The sequence below is a fragment of the Pseudomonas sp. UBA7500 genome (genome assembly GCF_002478435.1).
GTDB classification, from domain to species: Bacteria; Pseudomonadota; Gammaproteobacteria; order Pseudomonadales; family Pseudomonadaceae; genus Aquipseudomonas; species Aquipseudomonas palmensis.
Map to the genome: position 1 here is coordinate 207,344 of NZ_DLNW01000027.1, position 14,514 is coordinate 221,857.

Below are 14,514 nucleotides of genomic sequence, written 5' to 3' on the forward strand. Positions count from 1 at the left end.
GCCACTGTGATGAAATGCGATCCCACGCTCTTTCGCCCAGCCAAGCCTGACCTTGCCGTGAAACCTCGCCTGATCCGCCACCTGTTCCTGCCCCCACTGGTCCTGCTGCTGATGATCGGCCTGGGTGTGATCGGCTACCTGATCAGCGAGCACAACGGCATCCGCACCCTCAGCGAGACCGGCGAGCGTCAGCTTGAACTGCATGCCCGCGCGGTCGAGAGCGAGATCAGCAAGTACACCTACCTGCCCAGCCTGCTGGAACTCGAAGACAGCGTCTCCAGCCTGCTGAACTCCACCGATGGCGACCAGCGCCAGGCGGTCAACGAATACCTCGAAGGGCTCAACCGGCGCAGCCGCAGCCGCGCCATCTATGTGCTCGACACCACCGGCCGGGTGCAGGCCACCAGCAACTGGCGCGACGTCGACAGCTATCTGGGGGAAGACCTCTCGTTCCGTGCCTATTTCCAGAATGCCGTGCGCGGCCAACCCGGGCGCTTCTACGGCATCGGCAGCACCACCGGCGAACCTGGCTACTACCTGGCCCATGGCCTGGAAGAACACGGCAAGATCATCGGCGTGGCGGTGATCAAGGTGCGCCTGGAAGCCCTCGAAGAGCGCTGGCAGCGAGCCCGCCTGGAAGCCTTCGTCAGCGACGAGAACGGCATCATCATCCTCTCCAGCGACCCGGCGCGGCGGCTGAAGTCGGTGCGCCCGCTGACCCCGGAAATCAAGGAGCGCCTGGCGCGCAGCCTGCAGTACTACTGGTTCCCGCTCAACGAACTGCAGCCGCTGGCGCGCGAGAAGCTCGCCGACGGGGTCGAGAAGCTGACCTTTCCGGCCAATGCCGAACTGGGCGACAGCAACCGCAAGGTCACCTACCTGGCCCAGACACGGCGCCTGAGCGACACGCCCTGGCACTTCACCCTGCTGACCCCGCTGCAGGACCTGCGCCACGAATCGATGATCCAGGGCGTGCTGGTGGCCGTGGCCTTCGCCCTGCTGGCGATCCTGCTGATAGCCTGGAACGAGCGGCGCAAGGTTATCGCCACCCGCCTGGCCGCCCGCGAGGCGCTGGAAGAAGCCAACAACCAGCTCGAACGCAAGATTGCCGAGCGCACCGCCGACCTGCGTGCCAGCAACGAACGCCTCAAGGGCCAGATCCGCGAACGCCGGCACGCCGAGCAGACCCTGCGCCATGCCCAGGACGAACTGGTGCAGGCCGGCAAGCTGGCGGCCATCGGGCAGATGTCGACCAGCATCGCCCATGAGCTGAACCAGCCGCTGGCGGCGCTGCGCACCCTGTCGGGCAACACCGTGCGCTTTCTGCAGCGCGGTGCGCTGGAAACCGCCAGCGCCAACCTGCTGACCATGAACGAACTGATCGACCGCATGGGCCGTATCACCGCCAGCCTGCGCTCGTTCGCCCGGCGCGGCGACGACCGTGGCCAGGCCTCGCTGGAAAAGGCCGTGACCGCCGCCCTGCAACTGCTCAATGCGCGCATCGAGGGCTGCCACCTGAAACTGCACCTCGAGTACGCCGACCAGCAACTGACCATCGACCAGACCCGCCTGGAGCAGATCCTGGTCAACCTGATCGGCAACGCCCTGGATGCCATGGCCGCGGTGCCGCTGCCGCAACTCTGGCTCGAAGGCGAGCTGGTGGGCGACAAGTACCGCCTGCGCGTGCGCGACAACGGCCATGGCATCGACGATGAAGCGCGCAAGCACCTGTTCGAACCGTTTTTCACCACCAAACCGGGCGAGCACGGCCTGGGCCTGGGCCTGACCCTGTCGGCCAGCCTCGCCGCTGCAGCCGGCGGTACCCTGAACGTCGAACACCCCGCCAGCGGCGGTACCGCGTTCGTGCTCAGCCTGCCGCTGGTCGATGCCCCCACTGAACCTGCCGAGTCCCTATGACCCCATCGCCCCTTACCGTCCTGATCGTCGAAGACGATCCGCATGTGTTGCTCGGGTGCCAGCAGGCGCTGGCCCTGGAAGATATCGCCTGCGAAGGCGTCGGCAGTGCCGAACAGGCACTGGAGCGCATCGGCGATGATTTCGCCGGCATCGTGGTCAGCGATATCCGCCTGCCGGGCATCGATGGCCTGGAACTGCTCAGCCGCCTCAAGGCCCGCGACAAGAGCCTGCCGGTGGTGCTGATCACCGGCCACGGCGACATCGACATGGCCGTGGGCGCCATGCGCAACGGCGCCTACGACTTCATGGAAAAGCCCTTCTCGCCGGAGCGCCTGGTGGATGTGGTGCGCCGGGCGCTGGAACAGCGCGGCCTGGCCCGCGAAGTGTTCTCGCTGCGCCGCCAGCTGGCCGAGCGCAGCACCCTGGAGGGGCGCATCATCGGCCGCTCGCCGGCCATGCAGAACCTGCGCGAGCTGATCGCCAACGTCGCCGATACCTCGGCCAACGTGCTGATCGAGGGCGAGACCGGCACCGGCAAGGAGCTGGTCGCGCGCTGCCTGCACGACTTCAGCCGGCGCCAGAGCCAGCCCTTCGTGGCGTTGAACTGCGGCGGCCTGCCGGAGAACCTGTTCGAGACCGAAATCTTCGGCCACGAGGCCAACGCCTTCACGGGTGCCGGCAAGCGCCGCATCGGCAAGATCGAGCACGCCAACGGCGGCACGCTGTTTCTCGACGAAGTCGAGAGCATGCCGCTCAACCTGCAGATCAAGCTGCTGCGCGTGTTGCAGGAGCGCACCCTGGAGCGCCTGGGTTCGAACCAGAGCATTGCGGTGGATTGCCGGGTGATCGCCGCCACCAAGTCGGACCTGGATGCCCTCGGCCAGACCGGCCAGTTTCGCAGCGACCTGTACTACCGCCTCAACGTGGTGACCCTGGAACTGCCGCCGCTGCGCGAGCGCCGCGAAGACATCCTGCAACTGTTCGAGCACTTCCTGCAGCAGTCGGCCCTGCGCTTCGACCGCGAGGCACCGCCGCTGGACAGCCAGACCCTGTCGCGCCTGATGGCCCATGACTGGCCGGGCAACGTGCGCGAGCTGCGCAACGTGGCCGAGCGCCACGCCCTGGGCCTGCCGGCGTTCAAGAAGGCCGGCGCCAATGTGGCGCAGAGCCTGGGCTTTGCCGAGGCGGTCGAGGCCTTCGAGCGCAACCTGCTCAGCGACGCCCTGCAGCGCACCGGCGGCAACCTCAGCCAGGCCAGCCAGGAGCTGGGCATGGCCAAGACCACCCTGTTCGACAAAGTCAAAAAATACGGCCTGGCCTGAGCGAGCGTTTCGATGGACATGATTCTCAAGGCCTGCCTGGGCGCCGTGGTGGTGCTGATCATCGCGGCCCTGGCCAAGACCCGCAATTACTACGTGGCCGGGCTGGTGCCGCTGTTTCCCACCTTTGCCCTGATTGCCCACTACATCATCGGCAAGGGCCGCTCGCTGGAGGACCTGAAGGCCACCATCGTGTTCGGCATGTGGTCGATCATCCCCTACTTCGTGTACCTGGCCGCGCTGTACGTGCTGGTCGACCGCCTGCGCCTGGAGCTGTCACTGGCGCTGGCGGCGGTGGCCTGGCTGATCGCCGCCACCGTGCTGGTCAGCGTATGGGTGCGCCTGCACTAGCGTTGGGCCAGATGGCCCAGCTCTTCGCGGTGCGCCTTCAGGTAAGGCAGTACCGCCGCCAGCAGCGGGGCCTTGAACGGCTCCTGGAAGCGGTGCGCCAGGCCCGGTATCAGGCGTAGCTGGCTGCCCTGGATGTGCGCGGCCAGGTGCACGCCGTGCATCACCGGCAACAGCGGGTCGGCCGTGCCGTGCACCACCAGGGCCGGGACTCGCAGGTTGTCGAGCAGCTCGACACGGCTGGGCTCGGCAAGTATGGCCATGACCTGGCGCTGCACGCCTTCGGGGTTGAAGGCCCGGTCGTAGGCAGTGGCGGCCTGCTGCAACAGGGCCTGGCGATCATCCTGCACCTGCGGGCTGCCCAGCGCGGCCAGCAAGTCGGCCTGCTGCTCCAGGGCCACCTGGCGATTCGGCGCACCGCGCCGGGCCAACTGCCGAACCAGCGCCGGCGCAGGCGCCGGCAGCCCCTGCGCCCCCGAACTGGACATGATCAGGGTCAGGCTCTCGACCCGCTCGGGCGCCATCGCCGCCAGGTGCTGGGCAATCATTCCACCCATGCTCACCCCCAGCACATGAAAGCGCTGCGCGTGCAGCGCATCCATCAGCGCCAGGCCATCAGCGGCCATGTCGCTCAGGCTGTAGGGCGCCGCCACCGGCAGGCCGAGCCGGTAGCGCAGCGCCTCGACCGTCAGATTGGCCTGGGCGGGGGGCTGGTTCCAGCGCGACAGGCCGACGTCGCGGTTGTCGTAGCGGATCACCCTGAAGCCCTGCTGGCACAGCGCAAGTACCACCTCGTCGGGCCAGTGGATCAACTGGCCGCCCAGGCCCATGACCAGCAGCAGGGCCGGGTCGCTGTCACGCCCGATGCTCTGATAGGCCAGGCTGACCGGCCCCGCCTCGGCGTATCGGATACCTGAAGTGATGTCGCAGCGAGGCGCCGCGAACGAAGAAAAGGCGCTGCACAGCGCCACCAGAAACAGGATTGCCCGCATGAAAGAAACACCAGAGTGCAGTTCGCCAGTAAAGCGCGAGTCTGATGAAGTTCATGCCGGCGCGCTGCCACAGATCGGTGACCGTTTGATGACAACTGCCGGGCGGTCGACAGCATCGTCAACATGAGACAAACTCAACGAATTGTCTCATCCATCAAATTCTGTTCATGGAGCACCCTGGTGCTGGAAATTCGCCACCTCAAGACCCTGCACGCCCTGCGCGAAGCCGACAGCCTGGTGGAGGCCGCCGAGCGCCTGCACCTGACCCAGTCGGCGTTGTCCCACCAGTTCAAGGAACTCGAAGAACGCCTGGGCATGCAGCTGTTCACCCGCAAGACCAAGCCGATCCGCTTCACCAGCGCCGGCCTGCGCCTGCTGCAACTGGCCGATGCCACCCTGCCGCTGCTGCGCGGCGCCGAACGGGACATTGCGCGCCTGGCCGGCGGCACCGCCGGGCGCCTGCACATGGCCATCGAGTGCCACAGCTGCTTCCAGTGGCTGATGCCCACCATCGACCAGTTCCGCGATGCCTGGCCAGAGGTGGAGCTGGACCTGGCCTCGGGCTTCGCCTTCGCCCCGCTGCCGGCCCTGGCCCGTGGCGACCTGGACCTGGTGGTGACCTCCGACCCGCTGGAGCTGACCGGTATCACCTACGTGCCGCTGTTCACCTACGAGGCGATGCTGGCGGTGGCCAACCAGCACGTACTGGCCTCCAGGCCCTACGTGGTGCCGCAGGACCTGGCCACGGAAACCCTGATCACCTACCCGGTGGAACGCGACCGCCTGGACATCTTCACGCGCTTTCTGGAGCCTGCCGACATCGAGCCCGGGCAGGTGCGCACCGCCGAGCTGACGGTGATGATGATGCAGTTGGTGGCCAGCGGACGCGGGGTGTGCGGCATGCCGCACTGGGCCCTGCACGAGTACAGCTCGCGCGGCTACGTGAAGGGCAAGCGCCTGGGTGAAAAGGGCCTGTTCGCCACGCTGTACGCCGCAGTGCGCAGCGACATGCTCGATGCACCGTATATGCGCGACTTTCTGCTGACCGCCAAGGACACCTCGTTCTCAACCCTGGATGGGGTCAGTGCGGTGCGCTGAAGGTTCAAGCGGCAAGCATCAAGCCAGTTTGCGTTGTTCCTGCACCAGGCGCAGCGCAAGGGCCGCCAGCACAAAGCCCATCACGTAGCGCTGCAACATCAGCCACAGCGGGTAGCGCGCGAACCAGGCCGACAGGCCGGCGGCGAACAGTGCGATCAGCAGGTTCACGGTGAAGCTCACGCCGATCTGGGTCAGGCCCAGGGTCAGGCTCTGCGCCAGCACCGAGCCGTGCTCGGGCGAAATGAACTGCGGCAGCACCGACAGGTAGAACACCGCCACCTTTGGGTTCAGCACGCTGGTCAGAAACCCCATCGTCACCAGCCGCGCCGGTGAATCCGGGGCCAGCTCACGGGGCTCGAACGGCGAGCGCGCACCCGGCTTGACCGCCTGCCAGGCCATCCACAGCAAGTAGCCGGCACCGGCCCAGCGCAGCAGGTCGTAACCCAGCGGCACGGCCATGAACAACGCGGTGAGGCCCACAGCTGCGGCCGTCATGTGCACCAGAAACCCGCCCACCACACCGATCAGCGACGTCACGCCGGCCATGCGGCCCTGGCAGATCGAGCGCGAGATCAGGTAGATCATGTTCGGCCCGGGGGTCAGTACCATCAGCAGCGCGGCGCCGCTGAACAGCAGCCATTCGTGCAGCGGGATCATTGCGCGGCCCGTTGCAGGTGCAGCGGCAGGATCAGGTCGCGGGTCAGCGGCGCCAGTTCGAGGTGATCCACCTGGTGGGCGTCGACCCAGCAGGCTTCCTCGATTTCCGCTGCGGGTTCAAGCGTCAGGTCGGTGTGCAACTGAAACAGCTCGGCCTGCACTTCGAAACCCGGCTCGTTGGCCGCCGGTGCGCTGAACTGGCCCAGGTACTGCGCCTGCTGCGGGTCGATGCGCAGGCCCAGTTCTTCGAACAGCTCGCGGGCCAGGGCATCGACGGGTTGCTCGTGGGGTTCGATCTTGCCGCCAGGCTGCATGAAGGCCAGGGTGCCGCGCTTGCGTACCAACAGGGTACGGCCCTGAGCATCGAGCAACAGGGCAGCGGCGATACGGATGGTTTTGCTCATGGTAGGCGGCTCGTGGCGGGGAAGGCGCGCTAGGATCACATGCTGGCGCAGGGCTTTCAATCTTGCTGAGCGCTTCGCCGGCAAGGCCGGCTCCCACAGGTTCGGCGCATTCCTTGTAGGAGCCGGCCTTGCCGGCGAAGCGGCCGCAGCAGCCTGACGAAAGCCCCTTGCAACCAGGGCGCAACGGCCGCATAAACAGCTGATGAACCTGCCCGCCCGCAATCACCCGGTACTCGACGCCTTCCACCCCGCCGTCCGTGCCTGGTTCCAGCACCGTTTCGCCACGGTGACCGCCGCCCAGGCCCAGGCGTGGCCGCTGATCCGCAGCGGGCAATCGCTGCTGGTGGCGGCCCCCACCGGCTCCGGCAAGACCCTCACCGCGTTCCTCGCGGTCCTCGACGAACTCTTCACCCAGGCCCTGCACGCCGGCGGCGAGCTGCCCGAACAGACGCTGGTGGTGTACGTCTCGCCGCTCAAGGCGCTGTCCAACGACATCCAGCTCAACCTGCAGGCCCCCCTGGCCGGTATCAGCGCCGAACTGGCCGCCCTCGGGCTGCCCACCCCTACCCTGCGCACCGCAGTGCGCAGCGGCGATACCCCGCAGAAGGAACGCGCGGCCATGCGCCGCCAGCCCCCGCATATCCTGGTGACCACCCCCGAGTCGCTGTACGTGCTGCTCGGCTCGACGTCCGGGCGCCAGGGCCTGGCCTCGGTGCACACGGTAATCGTCGACGAGATCCACGCCGTGGCCGGCAACAAGCGCGGCAGCCACCTGGCGTTGAGCCTGGAACGCCTGCAGGCGCTGTGCCAGCGCCCGCTGCGGCGCATCGGCCTGTCGGCCACCCAGCGTCCGATCGAGCGGGTGGCGCAGTACCTGGTGGGCCATCAGCGCCCCTGCGCCCTGGTGGATATCGGCCATGCGCGCCAGCGCGACCTGGCCATCGAGGTACCGCGCGCGCCACTGGGCGCGGTGATGGCCAACGATGTGTGGGAGCTGGTCTACGATCGCCTCGCGCAACTGGCCCGCGAGCATCGCACCACCCTGGTGTTCGTCAACACCCGGCGCCTGGCCGAGCGCCTGGCGCGCCACCTGAGCGAGCGCCTGGGGCGCGAGGCGGTGGCCGCGCACCATGGCAGCCTGGCCAAGGAATTTCGCCTCGACGCCGAGCAGCGTCTCAAGCGCGGCGAGCTGCAGGTGCTGGTGGCCACCGCCTCGCTGGAGCTGGGCATCGACATCGGCGAGGTCGACCTGGTGTGCCAGATCGGCTCGCCTGGCTCGATTGCCGCGCTGCTGCAGAGGGTTGGCCGCTCCGGCCACCAGGTGGACGGCACCCCCAAGGGTCGTGTGTTCGCCACCACCCGCGACGAGCTGATCGAGTGCGTGGCCCTGCTCGACTGCGTGAGCCGTGGCGAGCTGGACGAGCTGCATATCCCCAACGCACCGCTGGACGTGCTGGCCCAGCAGATCGTCGCCGAGGTCAGTTGCCAGCCCTGGGACGAACAGGCGCTGTTTGCGTGCCTCACCCGCGCGATGCCCTACGCCAATCTCGACCAGGCGCATTACCAGGCCCTGCTGCGCATGCTCGCCGAAGGCTACAGCGGGCGCCAGGGCGTGCGCGGCGCGTACCTGCACCGCGATGCGGTCAGTGCCCAGTTGCGTGGAAGGCGCGGCAGCCAGCTGGCCGCCCTGACCAGTGGCGGGGCGATACCGGACAACGCCGACTACCGCGTGCTGCTCGAACCCCAGGCCTTGAACATCGGCAGCGTGAACGAAGACTTCGCGGTGGAGAGCATCGCCGGCGACATCTTCCAGCTGGGCAACGCGTCGTACCGCATCCTGCGCGTGGAGGCCGGCAAGGTACGGGTAGAGGATGCCCACGGGCAACCGCCGACCATCCCCTTCTGGCTGGGCGAGGCGCCGGGGCGCAGCGACGAGCTGTCCTTCGCGGTGGCACGCCTGCAAGCCGAAATCGACCAGCGCCTGGATGCCAGCGGCGGCCAGCTGCAACCGCTGCTGACCTGGCTGCACGCCACGCTCGGGCTGAACGCGGACAGCGCCGAGCAACTGCTCGACTACCTGGCCCGCACCCGCCAGGCCCTCGGCGCCCTGCCCTCGCAGGACACGCTGATCATGGAGCGCTTTTTCGATGAGTCCGGCGGTACCCAGCTGATCATCCACTCGCCCTTCGGCAGCCGCATCAACCGCGCCTGGGGGCTGGCACTGCGCAAACGCTTCTGTCGCACCTTCAATTTCGAGTTGCAGGCGGCAGCCAGCGAGGATGCGCTGATCCTGTCGCTGTCGGCCGGCCACAGTTTTGCCCTGGAAGAGGTGTGGCGCTACATTTCCAGCGCCAGTGCCGAGCACCTGCTGACCCAGGCCGTGCTCGATGCGCCGCTGTTCGGCGTGCGCTGGCGCTGGAACGCCGGGGTGTCGCTGGCACTGCCGCGCTATGCCGGCGGGCGCAAGGTCGCCCCGCAGATCCAGCGCATGAAAAGCGAAGACCTCACCGCTGCCGTGTTCCCCGACCAGCTGGCGTGCCTGGAAAACATCGTCGGCGAGCGCGAGATTCCCGACCACCCGCTGGTGGAGCAGACCCTCGACGACTGCCTGCACGAGGCGATGGATTGCGAGGGCTGGCTGAACTTGCTGCGGCGCATCGAAGACAAGCGCATCCGCCTGATCTGCCGCGACCTGCCGGCGCCTTCGCCCCTGGCGGCGGCGATCCTGAATGCACGTCCATACGCCTTTCTCGATGACGCACCGCTGGAAGAGCGGCGCACCCAGGCCGTGCTCAACCGGCGCTGGAGCGACCCGCAAAGTGCCGACGACCTGGGCGCACTGGATCCGCAGGCGATTGCCGCAGTGCGTGCCGAGGCCTGGCCGTTGCCCGGCGGCACCGACGAAATGCACGAGGCACTGATGAGCCTGGCGGCCGTGTGCGATGCCGAGGTGCAGGCCAACCCGGGCTGGCTGGCATGGCTGCAGCAACTGGCCGCCGGCGCACGCGCCTGCCACCTGAAGCTGCCGCAGGGTGGCGGCCTGTGGCTGGCCCGCGAACGCCTGCCGTGGCTGCTGGCGCTGTACCCGCAAGCGGCGCCCACCCCATTGCCCGGGTTCGATCAGCCCATCGATGCCGACAGTGCTGCCGTGGAACTGCTGCGCGCGCGCCTGAGCGGCTTCGGCCCGCTGACCAGCAGCGAGATCGGCGCGCCGCTGTGCCTGAGCCCCTCACAGGTCGAGCAGGCCATGCTGCGCCTGGAAGCCGAGGGCTATGTGATGCGCGGGCACTTCAGCCCGGGCCACACCCCTGAACAATGGTGCGAACGCCACCTGCTGGCGCGCATCCACCGCTACACGCTCAAGCGCCTGCGCCGCGAAATCGAGCCGGTCAGCCTGCAGGACTTCATGCGCTTTCTGTTCGACTGGCAGCACCTTTCGCCCGGCACACGGCTGGAGGGCCCGGCGGCGCTGGGCGAGGCGCTGACCCAACTGGAAGGCTTCGCCGCAGCGGCCTCGGCCTGGGAAAGCGACCTGCTGCCGAGCCGGCTGCGCGACTACAGTGGGCAGTGGCTGGACGATGCCTGCCGGGCCGGCAAGTTCGTGTGGGCTCGCCTGGCCCCTTCGGGCAAGGCTGCGGCCTGTACCCTGCGCAGCACCCCTGTCGTGCTGTTGCCACGGGCGCGGCTGGGGTTGTGGCGAGCACTGGCCGCCACCGACGACGCCCCGGCACCGTCGCCCCGCGCGCAACGTGTGCTGGCCGCGCTCAGCGAGCACGGCGCACTGTTTTTCGATGAGCTGCGCGACGAGGCACGCCTGTTGCCCAGCGAGCTGGAGACAGCCCTGCAGGAACTGGTGGCGGCCGGGCAGATCAGTGCCGACAGCTTTGCCGGCCTGCGTGCACTGATCACCCCGGCCAGCAAGCGCCAGGCACGCAGCCATCGGCGTGGTCGCGGGGCATTCAGTGGCGGCATGGAGGACGCCGGGCGCTGGGCATTGCTGCGCCGCGCCGGCACGCCGGCCGAGGACGCCCTGGAACAGGTGGCCCTGACCTTGCTGCGCCGCTATGGCGTGGTGTGCTGGCGGCTGCTCGAACGCGAGGCCGACTGGCTGCCGAGCTGGCGGGACCTGCTGCGCACGTTGCACCGCCTGGAGGCGCGTGGCGAGATCCGTGGCGGTCGCTTCATCAGCGGGCTGGCCGGCGAACAGTTCGCCTTGCCCGAGGCCATCGGCGTATTGCGCGAAGTACGCAGGCGCCCGCTGGATGGCAGCCTGGTGGCGGTGAGTGCCAGCGACCCGCTGAACCTGGTGGGCACCTTGCTGCCCGGCAGCAAGGTGGCAGCGGTGAGCGGCAACCGGGTGGTGTACCGCGACGGCGTGGCGGTAGCGGCGCGGGTGGCGGGCAAGGCGCAGTACTGGGTGCAGGAGGATGCGGCGCTGCGTGAGCGGGTGGTGCGCGATGTCCATCACTGATCCCGAAGCTTTGCGGTGTGTGCAGGAGCCGGCATTGCCGGCGAAGGCCGCAACGCTGTCTTGATGGGTTCACTGGCATCCAATCCCCCATTCGATATAAGGTCTTGGATTGCCTGCAAAAGGAACCCGCATGAGCCTCTCCCTCCTCAGCCGTTATGCCTTCTTCGCCGCGTGTGTCGTGTTCACCCTCGCCAGCCTGCCGTTCCTGCACCACGACTGGCTGTGGCCCTTCACCCTGGTCACCGGCCTGCTCAGCCTGCTGGGCCTGTTCGACCTGCTGCAGAGCCGCCATGCGGTGCGGCGCAACTACCCGATCCTGGGCAATATCCGCTACCTGGTGGAGGGCATCCGCCCGGAAATCCGCCAGTACCTGCTCGAATCCGACAGCGATGCGCTGCCCTTCTCCCGCGCCCAGCGCTCGCTGGTGTACTCGCGGGCCAAGAACGAAACCGCCGACAAGCCGTTCGGCACCCTGATCGACGTCTACCAGTCGGGCTTCGAGTTCATCGGCCACTCCATGCGCCCGGCACCGCTCAGCGACCCCGAGAGCTTTCGGGTGATCGTCGGCGGCCCGCAGTGCACCCAGCCCTATTCGGCCTCGGTGTTCAACATCTCGGCCATGAGCTTCGGCTCGCTCAGCGCCAACGCCATTCGCGCCCTCAACCAGGGTGCCAAGCTCGGCAACTTCGCACATGACACCGGCGAGGGCAGCATCAGCCCCTACCACCGCGAACATGGCGGCGACCTGACCTGGGAACTGGGCAGCGGCTACTTCGGCTGCCGCACCTCGGACGGTCGCTTCGACCCCGAGCGCTTCGCGCAGCAGGCCAGCAGCCCGCAGGTGCGCATGATCGAAATCAAGATGAGCCAGGGCGCCAAGCCCGGCCACGGCGGCATCCTGCCCAAGCACAAGGTGACCCAGGAAATCGCCGACACCCGCGGCATCATGATGGGCGAAGACTGCATCTCGCCGTCGCGCCACAGCGCGTTCTCCACCCCCATCGAGCTGATGCAGTTCATTGCCCAGCTGCGCGAGCTGTCCGGCGGCAAGCCGGTCGGCTTCAAGTTCTGCCTGGGCCACCCGTGGGAGTTCATGGGCATTGCCAAGGCCATGCTCGAGACCGGCATCCTGCCCGACTTCATCGTGGTCGACGGCAAGGAAGGCGGCACCGGCGCCGCGCCGGTGGAGTTCACCGACCACATCGGCGTGCCGCTGCGCGAAGGGCTGCTGTTCGTGCACAACACCCTGGTGGGGCTGAACCTGCGCGACAAGATCAAGCTGGGCGCCAGCGGCAAGATCGTCAGTGCGTTCGATATCGCCAGCGTGCTGGCCATCGGTGCCGACTGGGCCAACTCGGCGCGCGGCTTCATGTTCGCCATCGGCTGCATCCAGTCGCAAAGCTGCCATACCAACAAGTGCCCGACCGGCGTGGCCACCCAGGACGGCCTGCGCCAGCGGGCGCTGGTGGTGCCGGACAAGGCGCAGCGGGTGTTCAGCTTCCACCGCAACACGCTCAAGGCGCTGGCCGAGATGCTCGCCGCCGCCGGGCTGGATCACCCCTCGCAGCTGGAGGCCAAGCACCTGGTGCGGCGCATGTCGGCCACCGAGATCAAGCTGTTCTCGCAGCTGCACGTGTTCCTCAAGCCGGGTGAACTGCTTACCGGCGAGGTGAACGGCGAGTTCTACTCGCGGATGTGGCAGATGGCGCGGGCAGACAGTTTCGAGCCCAACGCCGAAGCGGCGTAACGGCGTCGCCGACTCCTCACCTGCAGAAGCCGGCATTGCCGGCGAAGGGGCAGTACAGCCACATAAAAACCCCGGCCTGGGCCGGGGTTGTGTACATCAGGATGCGCTGGATGCCGCCACTGCTTCACTGTCGCCCTTGGGCGCCAGCTTGAACACGTGGTACAGCACCGTCAGCATTACCAGGAACGCCGGGCCGATGAACAGCGCCACGCGGGTTTCCTCGAAGTAGGCCATCAGGCCGACCACCAGGATCAGGAACGCCAGGGCCAGGTAGGAACTCAGCGGCCACAGCCACATGCGGTACTTGAGCGCGGCCCGTTCGGCCTGGCTCAGCCCGGCGCGAAAGCGCAGTTGCGCCAGCAGGATCATCACCCAGGTCCAGATCGCGCCGAAGGTAGCGATCGAGGTCACCCACACGAAGACCTTTTCAGGTACCAGGTAGTTGGCCAGCACGCCCAGCAGCAGCGCGCCGATCGACAGCAGCAGTGCATTGCGCGGCACGCCGTTGCGCGAGGTGCGCGCAAAGCTGGCCGGGGCCTGGCCGTTCTGCGCCAGGCTGTAGAGCATGCGCCCGGTACTGAAGATACCGCCGTTGCACGACGACAGCGCCGCGGTGATCACCACGAAGTTGATGATGCCGGCTGCGGTCTTGATGCCCAGGCGCTCGAAGGTCATCACGAACGGGCTGCCCTGGCTGCCGATCTCGTTCCACGGGTACAGCGACAGGATCACGAACAGCGCGCCGACGTAGAACAGCAGGATGCGCCAGAACACCGAGCCGATGGCCTGCGGGATGGTCTTTTGCGGGTTGCGCGCTTCACCGGCGGTAAGGCCGATCATCTCCACGCCCAGGTAGGCGAACATCACCATCTGCAGCGACATCAGCACGCCGGTCACGCCGTTGGGCATGAAGCCGCCGTGACTCCACAGGTTGGAGATGCCCAGCGCCACACCGTCGTTGCCGAAGCCGAAGGCGATCACGCCGATGCCGCCCAGCACCATGGCGATGATGGTCACGATCTTGATCAGGGCGAACCAGAACTCGAACTCGCCGAAGGCCTTCACCGCCACCAGGTTGATCGCGCCCATGCTGCCCAACGCCGCCAGCGCCCAGATCCAGCGCGGTACGTCCGGGAACCAGATGCCCATGTAGATGGCCACCGCGGTGATCTCGGCGACACAGGTCACCAGCCACAGGAACCAGTAGTTCCAGCCGGTCAGAAAGCCCGCCAGCGGGCCCAGGTAGTCTTGTGCGTAGCGGCTGAAGGACCCGGCCACCGGGTTGTGCACGGCCATCTCGCCCAGCGCGCGCATGATCACCAGGATCGCCAGGCCGCCGATGATGTAGGACAGCATGATCGCCGGCCCGGCCATTTCGATGGCCTTGGCCGAACCGAGGAACAGCCCGACACCGATACAGGCGCCCAGCGCCATCAGGCGAATGTGACGTTCGCCGAGTTCCCGCTTGAGTGGGCCGCCCTGGGCGGTCTCACCATGAGAAGGGTGGTTGCCGACTGGCATAGGAATACAACCTCATTTTGTTATTGGATATAACCCTTCG

General features: G+C 67.5%; 10 protein-coding genes. 6 read left to right on the forward strand and 4 right to left on the reverse strand.

Annotated elements, in window-relative coordinates; genetic code table 11:
* The first annotated feature begins 9 nt into the window (after nucleotides 1–9).
* The 3 genes from B4I46_RS12830 to B4I46_RS12840 are packed head-to-tail and all read left to right on the forward strand — an operon-like array spanning nucleotide 10 to nucleotide 3,587.
* Nucleotides 10–1,917: a sensor histidine kinase gene (locus B4I46_RS12830; RefSeq protein WP_043861991.1), complete on the forward strand. Its 1,908-nt coding sequence runs from the start codon at nucleotides 10–12 to the stop codon at nucleotides 1,915–1,917.
* Nucleotides 1,914–3,239: a sigma-54-dependent transcriptional regulator gene (locus tag B4I46_RS12835; RefSeq protein ID WP_043861992.1), complete on the forward strand. Its 1,326-nt coding sequence runs from the start codon at nucleotides 1,914–1,916 to the stop codon at nucleotides 3,237–3,239. The genes B4I46_RS12830 and B4I46_RS12835 overlap by 4 nt, the downstream gene beginning before the upstream one ends.
* A gap of 21 nt (nucleotides 3,240–3,260) precedes the next feature.
* Nucleotides 3,261–3,587: a GlpM family protein gene (locus tag B4I46_RS12840; protein WP_173925076.1), complete on the forward strand. Its 327-nt coding sequence runs from the start codon at nucleotides 3,261–3,263 to the stop codon at nucleotides 3,585–3,587.
* Here the strand turns inward: B4I46_RS12840 and B4I46_RS12845 are convergent.
* On the reverse strand, nucleotides 3,584–4,576 hold the full coding sequence (locus B4I46_RS12845) for an alpha/beta fold hydrolase (protein WP_078480586.1): 993 nt from the start codon (nucleotides 4,574–4,576) through the stop codon (nucleotides 3,584–3,586). The two genes, B4I46_RS12840 and B4I46_RS12845, sit on opposite strands and share 4 nt — an antisense overlap.
* 180 nt (nucleotides 4,577–4,756) lie before the next feature.
* On the opposite strand from B4I46_RS12845, the gene metR reads away from it, so the two are divergent.
* On the forward strand, nucleotides 4,757–5,674 hold the full coding sequence (metR, locus tag B4I46_RS12850) for a transcriptional regulator MetR (protein ID WP_043861995.1): 918 nt from the start codon (nucleotides 4,757–4,759) through the stop codon (nucleotides 5,672–5,674).
* Nucleotides 5,675–5,692: 18 nt separating this feature from the next.
* Here metR and B4I46_RS12855 read toward each other — a convergent pair whose 3' ends face one another.
* Together B4I46_RS12855 and B4I46_RS12860 are read right to left on the reverse strand one after the other, a co-directional pair.
* On the reverse strand, nucleotides 5,693–6,331 hold the full coding sequence (locus B4I46_RS12855; RefSeq protein ID WP_054914755.1) for a LysE family translocator: 639 nt from the start codon (nucleotides 6,329–6,331) through the stop codon (nucleotides 5,693–5,695).
* Complete coding sequence (locus tag B4I46_RS12860; RefSeq protein WP_043861997.1) at nucleotides 6,328–6,735, reverse strand: NUDIX hydrolase; 408 nt, start codon at nucleotides 6,733–6,735, stop codon at nucleotides 6,328–6,330. The genes B4I46_RS12855 and B4I46_RS12860 overlap by 4 nt, the downstream gene beginning before the upstream one ends.
* 202 nt (nucleotides 6,736–6,937) lie before the next feature.
* On the opposite strand from B4I46_RS12860, the gene B4I46_RS12865 reads away from it, so the two are divergent.
* Both B4I46_RS12865 and B4I46_RS12870 read left to right on the forward strand, forming a co-directional pair.
* Nucleotides 6,938–11,206, forward strand: a complete 4,269-nt coding sequence (locus B4I46_RS12865; protein ID WP_286900520.1) for a DEAD/DEAH box helicase — start codon at nucleotides 6,938–6,940, stop codon at nucleotides 11,204–11,206.
* A gap of 130 nt (nucleotides 11,207–11,336) precedes the next feature.
* Nucleotides 11,337–12,953 carry an FMN-binding glutamate synthase family protein gene (locus B4I46_RS12870; protein ID WP_054914757.1) on the forward strand — a complete coding sequence of 539 codons (1,617 nt, stop codon included), beginning with the start codon at nucleotides 11,337–11,339 and terminating at the stop codon, nucleotides 12,951–12,953.
* A gap of 96 nt (nucleotides 12,954–13,049) precedes the next feature.
* Here the strand turns inward: B4I46_RS12870 and B4I46_RS12875 are convergent, their stop codons facing one another.
* Nucleotides 13,050–14,474: an amino acid permease gene (locus B4I46_RS12875; RefSeq protein WP_043862000.1), complete on the reverse strand. Its 1,425-nt coding sequence runs from the start codon at nucleotides 14,472–14,474 to the stop codon at nucleotides 13,050–13,052.
* Nucleotides 14,475–14,514 lie beyond the last annotated feature (40 nt).